Below are 18,276 nucleotides of genomic sequence, written 5' to 3'. Positions count from 1 at the left end.
ATGACTGAGAACAACGAACTGATCCGCCTCTCCGCCGCGGCGCTCGCCGAGAAGCTGGCCGCCCGGGAGGTCACCGCCGTCGAGGTCACCCAGGCCTACCTGGACCGCATCGCCGCCGTCGACGGCAAGGTCCACGCCTTCCTTCACGTCAACGCCGACGAAGCGCTCGCCGTGGCCGCCGAAGTGGACGCGATCCGCGCCGCCGGCGGTGCCGCCGCCGCCGAGCTCCATGTCCTCGCGGGCGTGCCGATCGCCGTCAAGGACCTCATTGTCACGATCGGGCAGCCCACCACGGCCGGCTCGAAGATCCTCGAAGGCTGGAACAGCCCCTACGACGCCACGGTGGTCGAGCGCCTGCGCGCCGCCAAGATGCCGATCCTGGGCAAGACCAACCTGGACGAGTTCGCGATGGGCTCGTCCACCGAACACTCCGCGTACGGCCCCACGCACAACCCGTGGGACCTGGACCGCATCCCCGGCGGCTCCGGCGGCGGTTCCGCTGCCGCCGTCGCGGCCTTCGAAGCCCCGCTGGCCCTCGGCACCGACACCGGCGGGTCCATCCGCCAGCCCGGCGCCGTCACCGGCACGGTCGGCGTCAAGCCCACGTACGGCGGCGTCTCCCGCTACGGCGCCATCGCCATGGCCTCCTCGCTGGACCAGATCGGCCCGGTGTCCCGCACCGTGCTGGACTCGGCCCTGCTGCACCAGGTGATCGGCGGACATGACCCCCGCGATTCCACCTCGCTGCCGGATCCGCTCGAGGACCTCGTGGCCGCGGCCCGGACCGGCAACGTCGAGGGCATGAAGATCGGCATCATCAAGGAGCTCCACGGCGAGGGCTACCAGGCCGGCGTCGAGAACCGCTTCAACGAATCCCTCGAGCTGCTCAAGGGCGCGGGCGCCGAGATCGTTGAGGTCTCCTGCCCCAACTTCAAGTACGCCCTGGGCGCCTACTACCTGATCATGCCCTCGGAGGCCTCCTCCAACCTGGCCAAGTTCGACGGCGTCCGCTACGGCCTGCGGGTCCTGCCCGAAGAGGGACCGCTGACGATCGAACGCGTCATGGGCGCCACCCGCGCCGCCGGCTTCGGCGATGAGGTCAAGCGCCGCATCATCCTGGGCACCTACGCCCTGAGCGCCGGCTATTACGACGCCTACTACGGTTCGGCCCAGAAGGTGCGCACCCTGATCCAGCGCGACTTCGAGGCCGCGTTCGCCAAGGCCGACGTGCTGATTTCCCCGACGGCGCCGACCACGGCGTTCAAGCTGGGCGAGAAGCTCAACGACCCGCTGGCGATGTACCTCAACGACGTCGCCACCATCCCGGCCAACATGGCAGGCGTCCCAGGCCTGTCCCTGCCCGGCGGCCTGGCTGACGAGGACGGACTGCCTGTCGGCATCCAGCTGCTGGCCCCGGCCCGCCAGGATGCCCGGCTGTACCGCGTCGGCGCAGTCCTGGAATCCCTGCTCGAGGCGCAGTGGGGCGGCCCGCTGCTGGACAAGGCTCCTTCCCTTACTGACGCTGCCGTTTCAAGCCACGGAGGTTCACACTAATGACTGACGCAACCCTCAGCTTCGAAGAGGCGATGGAGAAGTACGATCCCGTCCTGGGCTTCGAGGTCCACGTGGAGCTCAACACCAAGACCAAGATGTTCTCCTCCGCGCCGAACGTCTTCGGCGACGAGCCCAACACGAACGTCAACGAGGTGGACCTTGGCATGCCCGGCGTGCTGCCGGTGGTGAACAAGACCGCGATCGAGTCCTCGATCAAGATCGGCCTGGCGCTGAACTGCAAGATCGCCGAGAAGTGCCGCTTCGCCCGGAAGAACTACTTCTACCCGGACACCCCGAAGAATTTCCAGACTTCCCAGTACGACGAGCCCATCGCGTACGACGGCTACCTGGACATTGAGCTCTCCGACGGCACCATGTTCCGCGTCGAGATCGAACGCGCGCACATGGAGGAGGACGCCGGCAAGCTGACCCACATGGGCGGCGCCACCGGCCGCATCCAGGGCGCGGACTACTCCCTGGTGGACTACAACCGCTCCGGCGTGCCGCTGGTCGAGATCGTCACCAAGCCGATCGAGGGCGCCGGCAGCCGCGCACCCGAACTCGCCAAGGCCTACGTGGCCGCGGTCCGCGAAATCGTCAAGAACCTCGGGGTCTCGGACGCCAAGATGGAACGCGGCAACGTCCGCTGCGACGCCAACGTCTCGCTGCGCCCGCACGGCCGCGAACGCTTCGGCATCCGCTCGGAAACCAAGAACGTCAACTCGCTGCGCGCCGTCGAACACGCCGTCCGCTACGAGATCCAGCGGCACGCCGCCGTCCTGGACTCCGGCGAGCCGGTCACGCAGGAAACCCGCCACTGGCACGAGGACACGCGGACCACGACGTCGGGCCGGGCCAAGTCCGACGCCGACGACTACCGCTACTTCCCAGAGCCTGACCTGGTCCCGATCACCGCGTCCCGCGAATGGGTCGAGGAACTCCGGGCCACCCTGCCCGAGCCGCCGGCCGCCCGCCGCAAGCGCCTCCAGGCCGACTGGGGCTACTCGGACCTGGAGTTCCGCGACGTCGTCAACGCCGGCGTCATGGACGAGATCGAGGAAACCATCGCGGCCGGCGCCACCGCCACCGTGGCCCGCAAATGGTGGATGGGCGAGATCGTTGGACGCGCCAAGAACGCCGACGTCGATCCCGGCCAGCTCGGCGTCGCACCGGCGACCATCGTGGAACTGAACCAGATGGTCGAGGACGGCAAGATCAACAACAAGATGGCCACCGAGGTCCTCGACGGCGTGCTCGCCGGCGAAGGCACCCCGGCGGAAATCGTCGAAAAGCGCGGCCTCGCCGTGGTCTCCGACGACGCACCGCTGCTCGAAGCCATCGACGCGGCCCTCGCCGCGCAGCCCGGCGTCGCGGACAAGATCCGAGGCGGCAAGATCCAGGCGATCGGCGCGATCGTCGGCGCCGTCATGAAGGCCACCCGCGGCCAGGCCGACGCCGGCCGCGTCAAGGAGCTGATCCTGGAACGCCTCGGCGTCGAAGGCTAGCCCCTAGCCGCCCACTAAATCGGTCATGATGGTCTGCAGAGCTTCGCAGACCATCATGACCGATGTGCGTTTAAGGTTCTCCGGCCTGGCCAGAAGGTCGATCCGGCGCCGGGTGCTGATGCCCTCCAGCGGCCGCAGCACAATGTCCGGGTTCAACACCGGCCGTGCGGTGTGCCGCGGCAGCAGCCCGATCACGCCGCCAGCCGCCACGAGCGCCGCCACAGTCGAGTAGTCGTTGATACGGTGCACGATGTTCAGCTCACGGCTGGAGACCGCCGCGACGGCGGACAGCACGTCTGCCGGGGAGTAGCCGGCACGGCTCGTCACCCACGGTTCGCCCACGACGTCGTCGGCGGTCACCGCCGGCTGGCCGGCCAGCCGGTGCCCGGCCGGCAGGGCCACGTCCAGCGGCTCGTGCGCGAGCGGGATCACCGCGACGCGTTCCTCGGGCCAGCGCGGGCTGTGATCCATCCGGTGCGCCAGGACCAGGTCGTAGCGGGCCGTCAGTGCCGGGAAATCCTGCTGGGCGACGTCCTCGTCGGAGAGTAGGATCCGGGGTTGCCCGGGGCCGTCCAGGAGCCGGGCCAGCGGCGCGAACAAGGCCTGCCCGGCACTGTGGAAACCGCTGAGCGTCACCGGCGCCACCGGCGAGCCGTGGTAGGCGCCGATCGCCATCTTCGCATCCGCCATCGCGCTGACCACCGCGGCTCCGGCATCCGCCAGGACCTGGCCGGCCTCCGTGAGCACCAGGTTCCGGCCCTCCTTGCGCGTCAGCGGCACCTCAACGGTCTTCTGCAGCGCGGCCAGTTGCTGGGACACGGCCGACGGCGTCACGAGGAGGGTTTCGGCGACGGCCTTGACGCTGCCCAAGGCTCCGAGTTCGCGCAGCATCTCCAGCTGGTGGATTTCCATGCCAGCCATTCTATGCAACAGCATTTCCTAATTCGTCGATTGAGAAAAATTCGGTTGTGCTAATGCTTTCTGATGGGTCTAATGGGGTGAGTTGTCCCACAAAAGCACAGTTAGGAAGGCCCATGAAGGCTCTCTACAAGGCCGGCGCCCACGCAGGGTTCGAGCTCGTCGACCGTCCCGAGCCGAAGACCGGCCCCGGCGACGTCAAGATCCGCGTCATGACCACCGGCATCTGCGGCACCGACCTGCACATCCAGGCCTGGGACGCCTGGGCGCAGGGCATCATCAACGCCCCCCTGATCGCCGGCCACGAGTTCTACGGCGAGGTGGTGGAGACCGGCGAGGACGTCCTGGACGTCAAGGTGGGGGACCGGGTCTCCGGTGAAGGCCACATCGTCTGCGGCATCTGCCGCAACTGCCGTGCCGGCCGGCGGCAGATGTGCATCAACACCGTCAGCGTCGGCGTCCAGCGCGACGGCGCCTTCGCCGAGTTCGTGGTGATCCCCGAGACCAACGTCTGGGTTCACCAGGACCCCTCCGTCACGCCGGAACTCGGCGCCATCTTCGACCCCTTCGGCAACGCCGTCCACACCGCCCTGAGCTTCCCGCTCGTCGGTGAGGACGTCCTGATCACCGGGGCCGGGCCCATCGGCCTGATGGCGATCGCCGTCGCCCGGCACGCCGGGGCGCGGAAGATCGCGATCACCGACGTCTCCGCGCCGCGGCTGGAACTGGCCCGCAGGCTCGGCGTCGACCTCGCGATCGACGTCTCGAAGATGCGGGTCAAGGACGCCCAGCGCGAACTCGGCATGCGCGAAGGCTTCGACATCGGCATGGAAATGTCGGGACACCCCACCGCGCTGCCTGAGATGATCGACAACATGAACCACGGCGGCCGGATCGCAATGCTGGGACTGCCCAGCCAGTCCATCGACATCAACTGGGGCAAGGTGGTCACGCACATGCTGACCATGAAGGGCATCTACGGCCGCGAAATGTTCGAGACCTGGTACGCGATGAGCGCCATCCTCTCCTCCAACCCGGTCCTGCACGCGAACATTTCGGCCGTAGTCACGGACACGCTGCCGGCCACCGACTGGGAAAAGGGTTTCGAGGTGGCCCGCGCCGGAGTCGGCGGCAAGGTGGTCCTCGACTGGACCGTTTTCTAGGCCCGCCGCTTTTCAGAACCCCCCTGCCAGACACCGCCTTCCACGCACAGCATTTGCCCCCGCATCCAACCAGCCGAGGAGCCAACCCATGTATTCCGCCATCAAGGACCAGCTGCAGCACGAACTCGATGAGATCCGCAGCGCCGGACTGTTCAAGACCGAGCGGCACATCGACTCGCCGCAGGCCAACCGCATCAAGGCCGGGCAGATCGGCGAGTCCGGCGCCGACGTGCTGAACTTCTGCGCCAACAACTACCTGGGCCTCGCCGACCACCCGGACATCATTGCCGCGGCGAAGACCGCGATGGACACCCGCGGCTTCGGCATGGCCAGCGTGCGCTTCATCTGCGGCACCCAGGACCTGCACCTGGCACTGGAGCAGCGCGTCTCGGCGTTCCTCGGCACTGAAGACACCATCCTGTTCTCCAGCTGCTTCGACGCCAACGGCGGCGTGTTCGAGTCCCTCTTCGGCCCGGAAGACGCCGTCATCTCCGACGCCCTGAACCATGCCTCCATCATTGACGGCATCCGGCTCTGCAAGGCCCAGCGCTTCCGCTACGCCAACCAGGACATGGCGGACCTTGAGGCGAAGCTGATCGCGGCCAGCACGCAGGAGAACCCGGCGCGCCGCAAGATCATCGTCACCGACGGCGTCTTCTCGATGGACGGCTTCCTGGCCCCGCTCGAAGCGATCTGCGACCTCGCCGAAAAGTACGACGCCCTGGTCATGGTGGACGACTCCCACGCGGTGGGCTTCATGGGCGCCACCGGTGCCGGCACGCCGGAACACGCCGGCGTCTCGGACCGCGTGGACATCTACACCGGCACGTTCGGCAAGGCCCTCGGCGGCGCGTCCGGCGGCTACGTCTCCGGCCGCAGTGAAGTCATCGCCATGCTCCGCCAGAAGGCCCGCCCGTACCTGTTCTCCAACTCGCTGGCCCCGGCGATCGTCGCGGCCACGCTCAAGGCCCTGGACCTCGTGGAAAACTCCGGCGAACTGCGCGGCAAGCTCTTCGCGAACGCGGAGCTCTTCCGGAACCGCATGAGCGAGGAAGGCTTCGACTTGCTCCCCGGCGAGCACGCGATTGTCCCGGTAATGTTCGGCGACGCCGTCATGGCGGCCAAGGTGGCCGACGCCATGCTCCACAACGGCGTCTTCGTCACGGCGTTCAGCTACCCGGTGGTGCCCAAGGGCGCCGCGCGGATCCGCGTCCAGCTTTCGGCCGCGCACAGCACGGACGACGTCGAGGCCTGCGTCCAGGCATTCGTGCGCAGCCGCGCGGCGGTGGCCGCAGCCTAGGGCGGCTGATCCCTGAGGCCGGGCCCCAGTTCAGCACGGGGTCCGGTCTCACTCCAGGGGTCCGGCCTGCCCCGGCCTGACTCGTTCATCCAGGCTTCCTCCACTGGCTTGTCCGCGGGACATGCCCAGCTCCGGCAGCGAGGACTGGACATAATGCCACTATGTCCAACGGCCACGACCAACGAAGGGCATATCCCGGGTCGGCACGCGGCAACGAGGGACATGTCCAGCGATGCGGACCGGGGAAGGGCATGTCCCGGGTCGGCACGCGGCAACGAGGGACATGTCCAGTCGTGCGGACCGGGGAAGGGCATGTCCCGGGCCGGCACGCGGCCGCGCTGGCGCAGGTGTTGGAGCGGCCTGACGCCACAATCTGCAAGGATGGGACCATGTCAGCTCATTACGATGTCGTAATTGTCGGCGGCGGTATCGCCGGCCTGTCCCTTGCCTCCACCCTGGCCGGGCAATGCAGCGTGGCCCTGATCGAAGCCGAGCAGACCCTGGCCTACCACACCTCGGCCCGCTCGGCCCGGCAACTGATTCCCAGCTACGGCCCGCCCGTGGTCCAGGAACTGACCGTCCGGACCCTGGACCTCATCGCGGCCCAGGACGCCGAACGTCCGGAACCGGTGCTCACGCCGCGCAGCTTCATGCTGATCGGGGACGACGCCACCGTCCGGGCGGAGGCCAGCGGCCACATGCGCCCCATCACCCACGCCGAGGCGCTGGAGCTGTGCCCCGCCCTTGTCCCGGAATCCTTCAGCGCCGCCGGCCTGGACACGGGATCCTTCGCCTGCAACGCCCCCGTCCTGCTCGAGGACCACCGGCGCCGTGCCGAGGCCGGCGGCGTGGACATCATCACCGGCGCCAGGGTCCATTCGGCCCAGCGGCTCGGCACCGGCTGGGAACTGGGTGCCGGGCAGGAAGGCTTCCAGTCCGCCGTCGTGGTCAACGCCGCCGGCGCCTGGGCAGACGAACTCGCCGTCCTCAGCGGCGTCGAGAAGCTGGGCCTGCAGCCGTACCGGCGCACCGCGGCGATCGTCGACGTTGAGAATCCCCTCCCGGAGGCCTGCCCGATGGTGGCGGCGGCCGATGACAGCTTCTATTTCCGGCCCGACGACGGCCAGGTCCTGATCTCGCCCGCCGAACACGTGCCCAGCGGGCCCGAGGACGCCCGGCCCTATCCCGGCGACATCGAACGGCTCGTCGCCCGGCTCAACACGATCACCATACTCGGGATCCGGGGCGTCCGCACGGCCTGGACGGGGCTGCGGACGGAGGCGGCCGACGGCGTCCCCGTGGTGGGGTTCGACGCCGAGGCCACCGGATTCTTCTGGCTCGCCGGCCAGGGCGGGTACGGATTCCAGACCTCATCCGGCATCGCGGAACTGGCCGCCGGGCTGATCCTGGCCGGCCAGGGATCCGCAGCCGCAGCCGCAGCTGCCCCGGCTGTGCCCTCCGCGCGGGACGCTAGTCCGGCATCCCGGACAGCGGAGGCGCTGGCCGCAACCCGCTGGTCCATCCGGCGCTGAAGAATGGATCCATGAGCACCCTCATCACCAATATCGCCGAACTGATGACCCAGGACGCGGAACACCGCGTCCTCCGCGACGCGGCGGTGGTGATCGAGGGGGAGCGGATTTCCTGGCTCGGCCCCGCGGCGGACGCTCCGGCGGCCGACGAAGCCGTGGACGCCGGGGGCCGGGCGCTCCTGCCGGGCTGGGTCGATTCGCACACGCACCTGATCTTCGCAGGGGACCGCACGGCCGAGTTCGAGGCCCGGATGGCGGGGGAGAGCTACAGCGCCGGCGGGATCGCCGTGACCACCGGTGCCACCCGGAGCACGAGCGACTTCGACCTCACCCGGCTGGCGATGGGCCGCGTCGCGGAGGCCGTGTCACAGGGCACCACTTACCTGGAGACCAAAACAGGCTACGGCCTGGACCTCGAGAACGAGGCCCGCAGCGCCCGCATCGCCTCTACCGTGGCGGACGAGGTGACCTACCTTGGGGCGCACCTCGTTCCCGCCGGGATAGACGCAGAGGACTACACCGAGCTGGTCTGCGGGCCGATGCTCACCGCGGTCAGGCCCTACGTCCGCTGGGCCGACGTCTTCTGCGAGCAGGGCGCCTTCAACGAGGACCAGTCCCGCCGGGTGCTGCTGGCCTGCAAGGCGGCCGGGCTGGGGCTGCGGGTCCACGGCAACCAGCTCGGGGAGGGTCCCGGCGTCCGGCTGGCCGTGGAAGTCGGCGCCGCGAGCGTGGACCACGTGAACTACCTTTCTGCTGCGGACGTCGACGCGCTCGCCGCCAGCTGGTCCGGCTGGGACGGCGGCGGCAACGGCACGCCTGGAGCCGGGCAGCGCGGCACGGTGGCCACCTGCCTTCCGGCCTGCGATCTTTCCACCCGGCAGCCGCTGGCCCCCGGCCGGGAGCTGCTCGACGCCGGCGTGCAGCTGGCGCTGGCGTCCAACTGCAACCCCGGCACGTCCTACACGAGCTCCATGGCCTTCTGCGTCACCACCGCCGTGCTGCAGATGCGCCTCAGCGTCCATGAGGCGGTGCGCGCCGCGACCTACGGCGGCGCCCTGGCCCTGGGCCGGGAGTCCGGGAGGGACGTCGACGGCGAACGCGCGGTGGGCTCGATCGCCGTCGGACACCGCGCGGACCTGCACCTGCTCAACGCGCCTTCCGCCACGCACCTGGCCTACCGGCCCGGCATCCCCCTGACGCACGCGGTGTGGCGGGCCGGCGCAGCGCAGCCGGTCCGTTAGCCAGGCCGTCCGTTAGCCAGGCGGCTCTCTGATCCGGCTCGAGCCGGTTAGAACACCATGGGCGGAGCGTCGAGGACGGTCTCGTCCACGCGCCTCTCCTCCCACTGCGTGAACGGCTTGTCGAGCTCGTACTTGCCGCGCGAGGTGCGCAGCAGGGTGCGGACCTCGGCGTTTTCCGGGTTGTTCAAGGACTCAAAATATTCCACGGACCAGTGGAACCAGCGCATGCAGAACAGCCGCATGGTCAGCCCGTGCGTCACGAACAGTGCGTTCGGGGCATAGCTGGGCTTCGACCAGTGCCGGTGCAGGGTTTCCATGAAGGAGGAAATCCTGTCGTACACATCCGAACCGGACTCGCCCTCGCGGAAGCGGTAGAAGAAGTGCCCGTAGGCGTTGCGGAGCTCCTTCTGGTCCTCGATGTCGCCGGCGATCTGAAAGTTGGCCCAGTCCTGTTCGCGCAGGCGCGGTTCCTCGATCACCCGCTCCACGAGGGGACCGAGGTTGAGCGCCTCGAGGGTCTGGTAGGCGCGCAGGTACGGGGAGACGTAGACGCACACCGGACGGCCGCCCAGCTGGCGCCGGACCTCCTCCCCGGCCGCGGTGGCCTGCTCCAGGCCCAGGGGTGTCAACGGGATCCGGTAGTCCGGAACACGGTTGTAGATCGAGGTATCGGCATTGGCGGCAGACTGGCCGTGCCGGATCATGATGATTTTCCGGGGCGCACTCATAATCCCCAAGCATAGGGCTCCCAAAAAGCCGGTGGCACCGGCGCGGCCGGCACCACGCGGGCACCAGCAAACAATCGGCAACTGCAGGCAAGATAGGAACATGTTGGTTCCCTCCCGCCGTCGGCTGCGGTTCGAAATGTTGATTGTCCTGGGCCTGTCGCTGGGGCAGTCCGCGGTCTACTCCCTGGTGCAGTTGCTGGACAAGATGACCACGGCGCCACTGGCCCAGGGGACGTCCACGCTGAACCGTTCGCAGAGCCCGCGCGAATACTTCGACCTCACCTACCAGATGCTGGACATCTTCTTCGCGCTGGTCCCGGTGGCCCTCGTGATCTACTTCCTCACCGAACACTGGCCGGCCGGAGAGCGCGGAACCTCGGCGTTCCGAAAGATCGGCTTCGACTTCGCCCGGCCCGGCAAGGACCTCCTGCAGGGGCTGGGGCTCGCCGCGCTCATCGGCATTCCGTCCCTGGGACTCTACGCCGCCGGCCGGGCGCTGGGGATCACGACGTCGATCATCCCCAGCGCGCTGGACCCGTACTGGTGGACCGTGCCGGTACTGGTCCTGTCCGCGATCCGGCACGGGATCGTGGAGGAAGTGATTGTGGTGGGCTACCTGCTGGACCGGCTCGGGAAACTGGGCTGGGGCATGCCGGCGGCCATCGCCGCCAGCGCCCTGCTCCGCGGCAGCTACCACCTGTACCAGGGGTTCGGGCCGTTCATCGGCAACGCGATAATGGGCGTCGTCTTCGCGCTGGTCTACACGCGGACCAAACGGGTGATGCCGCTCGTGATCGCCCACGCCATCCTGGACACCGTGGCGTTCGTGGGATTCAGTCTGTTCGGCAAGGCCGTGGGCCTGGGCTGAGTACCTGGCCGGCCTTTAAATGATCTCGGCCGCCATCTCCTAGGTGACATCGTTGGCACCTAAGAGATGGCGGCCGAAGCGTGGGGCAGGTGGAGCGTTAGATCGTGACCGCTCCGGAGGCTGTCTCGAAGGTGACAGAGAGGATGCCCGGAGTACCGTGCGGCGCGATCCAGTTCACGGCGACGTCTTCCAGCGGCTTTTCAACCGGCTCGCCCAGCCATTCCGTCACGCGCGCTGCCGAACCGGCAATGGTCAGTGCGGACATCTTGACTTCGCTCGCGTAGGCGTTGGACGGGTGCAGCTCCGGGTCGCCCTCCCATTTGAGCATGTAGGGCACTTGGGGGTCCGCGATGAGCCCCAGGATGCCGATCTGCTTCCAGACCAGTTCGCGGCCGTCCGGAAACTTCCGGTTGCCGTTGACGGCCGCGCGGCCCAGCCGCTCCTCGAACGGGGCGAGATCGTCAACCTCGACGCACCAGCCCATCCAGCCGCCGCCCGCTTCCGAGCGTGCCCGGACTGCCTGGCCGAACGGGGCCTTGTCCGATGCCGGGTGGTTCAGGACCTCCACGACTTCCAGGTACTTGTGTCCCGCGAGCGGGATAATCATGTTGCGTGTCCCGAAACGGGGGTGCACTCCACCCTTCACGGCTTCAACGCCGAGGGCAGACGCAATACGTTCAGTGGTGGCTGCCAAGCCATCGTGTTCACAGGCGTAAGAGACGTGATCCATGCGCATGCCATCATCTTGGCACTTTGTGATGGACCTCTCAGCTTAGGTTCCCCTAACCGTCATGGGATGTCCGACGGCGGCAGGCGCGGTGTCCCGCGAGGCGCCGCCACGGCAACCGTCTTCATCTTCGTCACAAAGCTATCCAGGGCTCCGCCGCCATTCCTACACTGAAGCCAGGTCATGAGTGCCAGCGCACAGCCCCGGCTTGCTGGCCGGCAACCCTCGTATCGCGGTGGGGTGCCCCGGGTGAAGACCTGGCCGTCCGGCGCCCGCCGGAGGGCAAGCGCGGCGCCTGTGCCGGTCCGGGCCCAAAGCCCTGGCCGGTGCTGTGCCCGGTCCCTTTGAGGAGCATCAATGTCCAACGCCTGGTCCTTCGAAACCCGCCAGATCCACGCCGGCCAGGAGCCGGACAGCGCCACCGGCGCGCGGTCCCTGCCCATCTACCAGACGACGTCGTTCGTGTTCCCCAGCGCCGAAAGCGCCGCCAACCGCTTCGCACTCGCCGAACTCGCCCCCATCTACACCCGGATCGGCAACCCCACGCAGGACGCCGTCGAGCAGCGCGTGGCCAGCCTGGAAGGCGGCCTCGCGGCCCTGCTGCTCAGCTCCGGCCAGGCCGCGGAGACCTTCGCGATCCTCAACGTCGCCGAGGCCGGGGACCATGTGGTGGCCAGCCCCAGCCTCTACGGCGGAACCTACAACCTGCTCGCCCACACGCTGAAGAAATTCGGCATCTCCGTGACCTTCGTGGAGGACCCGGACAACCTGGACCAGTGGCGGGACGCCGTCCGGTCCAACACCAAGCTGTTCTTCGGCGAAGTGGTCTCCAACCCCCGCCAGGACGTCCTGGACATCGAGGGCATCTCCGATGTGGCGCACGAGGCCGGGGTGCCGCTGATCGTCGACAACACGCTCTCCACCCCGTACCTGATCCGGCCCATCGAGTGGGGCGCGGACATCGTGGTCCACTCCGCCACCAAGTACCTCGGCGGCCATGGCGCCGCGATCGCCGGCGTGATCGTGGACTCCGGCAACTTCGACTTCGGCAAGGACCCGGAGCGGTTCCCCGGTTTCAACACCCCGGACCCTACCTACAACGGCCTGGTCTACGCCCGCGATCTCGGTGCGGAGGGGGCGCTGGGCGCGAACCTTTCGTACATCCTCAAGGCCCGCGTCCAGCTCCTGCGCGACCTCGGCTCCGCCGTGTCGCCGTTCAACGCCTTCCTCATCGCCCAGGGCATCGAAACGCTGAGCCTGCGCGTCGAACGCCACGTAGCCAACGCCACCAAGGTGGCGCACTGGCTGGAGGCAAGGGACGACGTCGAATCGGTCGCCTACGCCGGGCTGCCGTCCAGCCCCTGGTACGAGCGAGGCCGCAAGTACGGACCCAAGGGGACCGGCGCCGTCGTGGCGTTCAACATCGCCGGGGGAGCCGAGGCCGGCAAGCGGTTCGTCGATGCGCTCGAACTGCACTCGCACGTCGCGAACATCGGCGATGTCCGTTCCCTGGTGATCCACCCGGCGTCGACCACCCACAGCCAGCTCTCGCCCGAGCAGCAGGCGATCGCCGGCGTCAATCCGGGGCTGGTGCGGCTTTCGGTGGGCCTGGAACACATCGACGACATCCTCGCGGACCTCGACGCCGGATTCCGCGCGGCCAAGGGCGCCTAGGCAAGCAGGGCGGCCGGCGGCCGGTGTCCCCTCGACGGGACGGCCGGCCGCCGGGCTGTCACATGGAAGTCACAATCTTCGTGATTTCCGCCCCCTGTTTCGTAGACTCGTACCAGGTCATGAGTGCCAGTGACAGCCCCGGCTTGCTGGCCGGCAACCCTCCTTTTGCGGCGGGGTGCCCCGGGTGAAGACCTGGCCTGCCGGTCAGCTGACGGCAGGCAAGCGCGAAGATAGGTCCTCACATGACGATTGCCGTCACCCGCACGGGTGCTCCCGAAACCAAGCCATCCCGCAACCCGGACGGGACCGTCCAGTACGTCCGGATCGGCGACCTGCAGCTCGAATCAGGGATTCCGCTGCCGGATGTGGTCCTCGCCTACGAGACGTGGGGGACCCTGAACGCGGACGCCTCCAACGCCGTCCTCATAGAACACGCCCTGACCGGCGACACGCACGTGACCCGCGGCGACAGCGAGGAACCCGGCTGGTGGGAACAGCTCGCCGGACCCGGGGCTCCCGTGGACACGGACAAGTACTTCGTCGTTTCAATCAACATCCTGGGCGGCTGCCACGGTTCCACGGGACCCTCCACCCCGGCCCCCGACGGGCGCCCCTGGGGATCGCGGTTCCCGCTCGTCACCCTGCGGGACACCGCCGCTGCCGAGGCGCGGCTGGCCGACGCCCTGGGCATCGGCAGCTGGTATGCCGTGCTGGGCGGCTCACTCGGCGGCGCGCGCGCACTCGAATGGGCCGTCACGTTCCCCGGCCGGGTCCGGCGCTGCGCCGTGATTTCCGTCGGCGCCAGCAGCACGGCCGAACAGATTGCCTTCGCGCAGGCCCAGACCCTGGCCATCCGCCAGGACCCCCATTTCAACGGCGGAAATTACTACGGCGGCCCGGAACCCGAAGCAGGTCTCGCCCTCGCCCGCCGCATCGCGCACATCACCTACCGCTCGGCGGCCGAACTGGACGGCCGGTTTGGCCGGAACGCCCAGGAGTCCGAGGCGACCCTGGAAGCCGGGTCGCTGGCCGGACGCGGGCGCTACCAGGTGGAAAGCTACCTGGACCACCAGGGCAGCAAACTGGTCCGGCGCTTTGACGCGAACAGCTACATCGCCATCACCGAAGCCCTCATGAGCCACGATGTCTGCCGGGGGCGCGGAAGCCTCGGGGAGGCCCTGGCTCCGGCCACCGCAGAGTTCCTGGTGGCGGCCGTGGACTCGGACCGCCTGTATTTCCCGGCCCAGTCCCGTCAACTGGCCGAGGCCTTGCCGGGCGGCCCGGAACTGCACATCATTGAAGCGCCGATCGGCCACGACGGCTTCCTGACCGAAATCGGCCAGCTCAGCGCCCAGCTGCGGGAGGCCTTCTTCGGCCACTAGACCACATCGGTTGTGCATTTTTGCAGACGCGCTCTGCACTAATGGCCGTTGATGCTCAGGGCGGGAGCGTCCATACTCATGGGGAATGACGCCATGTGCCCTACATCACGGGCGTCCTCAGCCCAATGGTCCACAGGGTGTCGACGGAGACACCGAAGGAGTCACGATGAGTACGGAAAACGCCGCGAGGCGCGCTGAAGAAACGGACGTCAAATCGTCCGGCCTGAAGAAGGTAGTCACGGCCTCCATGGCCGGCACGGTGGTTGAGTGGTACGAATTCTTCCTCTACGCCTCCGCCGCCACCCTTGTCTTCGGCAAGCTGTTCTTTCCCAATACCGGTTCGGAATTGGACGGCATCATTGCCGCGTTCGTCACCTATGCGGTCGGCTTTGTTGCCCGCCCCATCGGTGGCATCGTCTTCGGCCACTTCGGCGACAAGTTCGGCCGCAAGAAACTGCTCCAGCTGAGCATCATCCTTGTCGGCGTTGCCACCTTCGCGATGGGCTGCCTGCCGACTTTCCAGCAGATCGGCTACTGGGCCCCGGCCCTGCTGGTCTTCCTGCGCTTCGTCCAGGGCTTCGCCGTCGGCGGTGAGTGGGGCGGCGCAGTCCTCCTCGTTGCCGAGCACAGCCCGAGCAAGTCCCGCGGATTCTGGTCAAGCTGGCCGCAGTCGGCGGTTCCGATGGGCAACCTGCTGGCCACCGGTGTGCTGTTCACCCTGTCCGCCACGCTGTCCTCCGCCGAGTTCCTCAGCTGGGGCTGGCGTGTGGCCTTCTGGCTCTCTGCTGTGATCGTGATCGTCGGCTACTACATCCGCACTAAGGTCCAGGACGCCCCGATCTTCCTGGAGGCCCGCAAAGAGGTCACCGTTGAGAACAAGGGCTACGGCGTCGCCGAAGTCTTCCGCCGCTACCCGCGCGGCGTCTTCACCGCCATGGGTCTGCGCTTCGCGGAGAACATCCTCTACTATCTTGTGGTCACCTTCTCCATTACCTACCTGAAGGTGATTGTCCAGACGGACACCTCGCGGATCCTGCTGCTGCTGCTCGTTGCGCACCTGGTCCACTTCGCCGTGATCCCGATGGTCGGCAAGCTCTCGGACAACGTCGGCCGCAAACCGGTCTACATGGCCGGCGCTGTCCTCGGCGGCACGTGGGGCTTCTTCGCCTTCCCGATGATGGACACCAAGAACGACCTCGTCATCTTGGCCGCGATCACCATCGGTCTGCTGTTCCACGCGCTCATGTACGCCGGCCAGCCGGCACTCATGGCCGAAATGTTCCCGACCCGGATGCGCTACTCCGGTGTCTCGCTGGGCTACCAAGTCACCTCGATTGTGGCCGGTTCGCTGGCTCCGATCATCGCCGTCGCCTTGCTGAGCCAGTACAAGTCCTCCACGCCGGTGGCGATTTACCTCCTCGGCGCCTGTGTGGTCACGATGGTGGCCGTGTTCTTCCTCAAGGAAACCCGCGGCATCTCCCTGCGCGACGTCGACGCCGCCGATGCCCGTGGCACGGCCGATCTCCTCGCCGCCTCCAAGAAGTAACAACGGACTAACACGGCAACAGCCCGGGTCCCGCACTGCGGGGCCCGGGCTGTTGCCGTGTGTGCCGGCAGGCTCAGCCCGCCAGGGCGGCTCAGCCCGCCAGGACCGCCTGGCGGTCGGCAATCTCGGTCCGGATCGCCTCCAGCACGGCACGGACGGGGGCGGAACGCAGCGACTCGGGCCTGGCCACTGCCCAGATGGGCAGCTGGCGCTGGAAGTCGTCCGGCAGGACGGGCAGGAAATCGGGGCTTCCGGCCACCAGGAAGTTGGGGAGCAGGCCTATCCCGGCGCCCCGCCGGACGGCTTCGAGCTGGGCGAAGACGCTTGTGGCCTGGAAGCTGGACCGCGGCACCGGCAGCTGCGTGGAGCGGTGCCCCAGCTCGGCCACCTGGAGCGCCGATTCCACGTAGGAGACAAAGCCGTGCTGGCGGACGTCGTCGAGCGTTGCCGGAAGCCCGTGCTCCTGGGCATATCCGGGACTGGCGTACAGCCTGAGGAAATAGTTGCTCAGGAAGATGGCCTGGGCGTTTGCGGTGTCCATGTTGCCCACCACCACTTCCAGGTCCACGCCGGAGCGGTTTTGGCTCACCTTGCGTGTGGCGCTGAGCAGCTCAACGTTGAGCAGCGGATTCGCCCGCTGCAGCCGCACGAGGGCCGGGGCCAGGAATTCGGCGCCGAAGCCGTCCGGGGTGCTGATCCGGACAAGGCCGGAGACCACGTCGCCGGAGCGGGCAATGCTGCTGGACAGGGCACCGAGAGTGCCCTCGATGGCCTCCGCGGCCGCGACGGCCTGGCTGCCGAGCTCGGTCAGCTCCCAGCCGTGCGGGCTGCGTTCCAGCGTCCGGCCGCCGAGCTGCTTGTCCAGGGCCAGGACGCGGCGGGAGATGGTGGTGTGCGTGGTGCCGAGCGTCTCCGCCACCGCGTTGAACCGGCCCAACCGCGCCACGGTCAGCAGGATCAGCAGGTCATCGGGGCTCGGAAGCCGGCGCAGGTCCACTTTTGTCCCCTCTTCAGCGAGTGTCGTCAACGGATATGGGTAGGCAGCGCCGCCAGTGTGCATTTGTGCACATGGCATCTGTGATTTTTTCCCTTGATTGCACTCTATCAGGGGTGTGATGGTGGACACAGGGATGCCGGGGTTTCGGCTTTCAGCCCGGAGCGCCCGGCAGCACATCAAGCAAAGGAGCTTAAGCCATGGCAGTCATCGCCTGGATCGGACTCGGAAACATGGGCGGGTCCATGTCCGTCAACCTCTCGAACGCCGGACATGAGGTCCGCGGCTTCGATCTCAACACCGCAGCCGTTGCTGCCGCCGAGGCCGGGGGAGTCAAGGCCGCAGGCAGCATCGCCGAGGCCGTCGACGGCGCCGACGTCGTCTTCACCATGCTCCCCAAGGGCGAGCACGCCCGCGCCGTGTATCTGGGCGAGGACGGCGTCCTGGCCCACGCGGACACCCGGACCCTGCTGGTGGATTCCTCCACGATCGATATTGCCTCCGCGCAGGCCCTGCACGACGCCGCCGCTGCCGCCGGCTTCCGCTTTGTCGACGCGCCCGTCTCGGGCGGCATGAGCGGCGCAAAGGCCGCCACCTTGACGTTCATGATCGGCGGCGAGGCCGGCGCGGTTGCCGAGGCCACCGAATACATCCGACCCATGGCGGCGAACATCATCCCCACCGGCGGCGCCACCACCGGCCAGGCCGCGAAGATCTGCAACAACCTCATGCTCTTCATCAACCTCGCCTCCACCGCCGAGGGCGCAGTCCTCGCCGACCGCCTCGGCCTGGACAAGCAGGTCTTCTGGGACATCGCGTCGGTCTCCTCCGGCGACAGCTGGGCGCTGCGCACCTGGTACCCCGTGGCCGGTGTCGTGCCCACCGCGGCATCCAACAACGACTTCGCCCCGACCTTCACCACGGAGCTGGCCAACAAAGACATTGGCCTGGCCATCAGCGCCGCGCGCGACACCGGCACCCCGCTGGAAATCGGCGAGCACGTCCAGCAGCTCTTCCAGCGGCTCATCGACTCTGGCCAATCCGGCCAGGACTGCTCGATGATCGTCAAGCTCGTCGACGGCACGCTCGACCCCGCCAACTAGGCGCCCTGCCCAACAGCACGCAATCCTTCAGGGCCCACAAC

The 18,276-nt window shown here is 67.9% G+C and carries 15 protein-coding genes and 2 riboswitches; of the genes, 11 read left to right on the top strand and 4 right to left on the bottom strand.

Features of this window, described 5'->3' with window-relative positions; translation table 11 throughout:
- Complete coding sequence (gatA, locus tag LQV16_RS10180; protein WP_229993768.1) at positions 1 to 1,554, top strand: Asp-tRNA(Asn)/Glu-tRNA(Gln) amidotransferase subunit GatA; 1,554 nt, start codon at positions 1 to 3, stop codon at positions 1,552 to 1,554.
- Positions 1,554 to 3,059: an Asp-tRNA(Asn)/Glu-tRNA(Gln) amidotransferase subunit GatB gene (gene gatB / locus LQV16_RS10175; protein WP_229993767.1), complete on the top strand. Its 1,506-nt coding sequence runs from the start codon at positions 1,554 to 1,556 to the stop codon at positions 3,057 to 3,059. The genes gatA and gatB overlap by 1 nt, the downstream gene beginning before the upstream one ends.
- Before the next feature lie 3 nt (positions 3,060 to 3,062).
- On the opposite strand, the gene LQV16_RS10170 is transcribed toward gatB, so the two are convergent.
- On the bottom strand, positions 3,063 to 3,971 hold the full coding sequence (locus tag LQV16_RS10170; protein ID WP_229993766.1) for a LysR family transcriptional regulator: 909 nt from the start codon (positions 3,969 to 3,971) through the stop codon (positions 3,063 to 3,065).
- Between the two features lie 122 nt (positions 3,972 to 4,093).
- On the opposite strand from LQV16_RS10170, the gene tdh reads away from it, so the two are divergent.
- The 4 genes from tdh (at position 4,094) to LQV16_RS10150 (ending at position 9,213) form a co-directional block, all read left to right on the top strand.
- Positions 4,094 to 5,140 (top strand): L-threonine 3-dehydrogenase, encoded by a 1,047-nt coding sequence (gene tdh, locus LQV16_RS10165; protein ID WP_229993765.1) that lies wholly within the window; start codon positions 4,094 to 4,096, stop codon positions 5,138 to 5,140.
- 88 nt (positions 5,141 to 5,228) lie between these two features.
- A complete protein-coding gene (locus LQV16_RS10160; RefSeq protein WP_229993764.1) occupies positions 5,229 to 6,440 on the top strand; it encodes a glycine C-acetyltransferase in 1,212 nt (403 codons plus the stop codon).
- Positions 6,441 to 6,829: 389 nt separating this feature from the next.
- Positions 6,830 to 7,972 carry an FAD-dependent oxidoreductase gene (locus LQV16_RS10155; protein ID WP_229993763.1) on the top strand — a complete coding sequence of 381 codons (1,143 nt, stop codon included), beginning with the start codon at positions 6,830 to 6,832 and terminating at the stop codon, positions 7,970 to 7,972.
- Between the two features lie 11 nt (positions 7,973 to 7,983).
- Entirely contained in the window at positions 7,984 to 9,213 is a 1,230-nt protein-coding gene (locus LQV16_RS10150; RefSeq protein WP_229993762.1) for an amidohydrolase family protein, read from the top strand.
- 47 nt (positions 9,214 to 9,260) lie between these two features.
- Here LQV16_RS10150 and LQV16_RS10145 read toward each other — a convergent pair whose 3' ends face one another.
- Positions 9,261 to 9,941, bottom strand: a complete 681-nt coding sequence (locus LQV16_RS10145) for a histidine phosphatase family protein (protein WP_229993761.1) — start codon at positions 9,939 to 9,941, stop codon at positions 9,261 to 9,263.
- Between the two features lie 100 nt (positions 9,942 to 10,041).
- Here LQV16_RS10145 and LQV16_RS10140 point away from each other — a divergent pair, with 100 nt between their 5' ends.
- Positions 10,042 to 10,809 carry a type II CAAX endopeptidase family protein gene (locus LQV16_RS10140; RefSeq protein ID WP_229993760.1) on the top strand — a complete coding sequence of 256 codons (768 nt, stop codon included), beginning with the start codon at positions 10,042 to 10,044 and terminating at the stop codon, positions 10,807 to 10,809.
- Positions 10,810 to 10,906: 97 nt separating this feature from the next.
- Here the strand turns inward: LQV16_RS10140 and LQV16_RS10135 are convergent, their stop codons facing one another.
- Positions 10,907 to 11,545: a VOC family protein gene (locus LQV16_RS10135; protein WP_229993759.1), complete on the bottom strand. Its 639-nt coding sequence runs from the start codon at positions 11,543 to 11,545 to the stop codon at positions 10,907 to 10,909.
- 170 nt (positions 11,546 to 11,715) lie between these two features.
- A riboswitch (SAM riboswitch) is annotated at positions 11,716 to 11,831 on the top strand.
- Between the two features lie 62 nt (positions 11,832 to 11,893).
- Here LQV16_RS10135 and LQV16_RS10130 point away from each other — a divergent pair.
- The 3 genes from LQV16_RS10130 (at position 11,894) to LQV16_RS10120 (ending at position 16,138) form a co-directional block, all read left to right on the top strand.
- Complete coding sequence (locus LQV16_RS10130; RefSeq protein WP_229993758.1) at positions 11,894 to 13,210, top strand: bifunctional o-acetylhomoserine/o-acetylserine sulfhydrylase; 1,317 nt, start codon at positions 11,894 to 11,896, stop codon at positions 13,208 to 13,210.
- Between the two features lie 115 nt (positions 13,211 to 13,325).
- Positions 13,326 to 13,441: riboswitch (SAM riboswitch) on the top strand.
- A gap of 11 nt (positions 13,442 to 13,452) precedes the next feature.
- Positions 13,453 to 14,592 carry a homoserine O-acetyltransferase gene (locus tag LQV16_RS10125; RefSeq protein WP_229993757.1) on the top strand — a complete coding sequence of 380 codons (1,140 nt, stop codon included), beginning with the start codon at positions 13,453 to 13,455 and terminating at the stop codon, positions 14,590 to 14,592.
- A gap of 166 nt (positions 14,593 to 14,758) precedes the next feature.
- Complete coding sequence (locus LQV16_RS10120) at positions 14,759 to 16,138, top strand: MFS transporter (RefSeq protein WP_229993756.1); 1,380 nt, start codon at positions 14,759 to 14,761, stop codon at positions 16,136 to 16,138.
- Between the two features lie 91 nt (positions 16,139 to 16,229).
- Here the strand turns inward: LQV16_RS10120 and LQV16_RS10115 are convergent, their stop codons facing one another.
- Positions 16,230 to 17,129 carry a LysR family transcriptional regulator gene (locus LQV16_RS10115; protein ID WP_229993787.1) on the bottom strand — a complete coding sequence of 300 codons (900 nt, stop codon included), beginning with the start codon at positions 17,127 to 17,129 and terminating at the stop codon, positions 16,230 to 16,232.
- Between the two features lie 203 nt (positions 17,130 to 17,332).
- Here LQV16_RS10115 and mmsB point away from each other — a divergent pair, with 203 nt between their 5' ends.
- On the top strand, positions 17,333 to 18,235 hold the full coding sequence (gene mmsB, locus LQV16_RS10110) for a 3-hydroxyisobutyrate dehydrogenase (protein WP_229993755.1): 903 nt from the start codon (positions 17,333 to 17,335) through the stop codon (positions 18,233 to 18,235).
- Positions 18,236 to 18,276: the final 41 nt, after the last annotated feature.

The sequence above is a fragment of the Arthrobacter sp. Bi26 genome (assembly GCF_918697925.1).
GTDB lineage: Bacteria > Actinomycetota > Actinomycetes > Actinomycetales > Micrococcaceae > Arthrobacter.
This window is presented reverse-complemented; position numbering and strand designations above follow the sequence as displayed.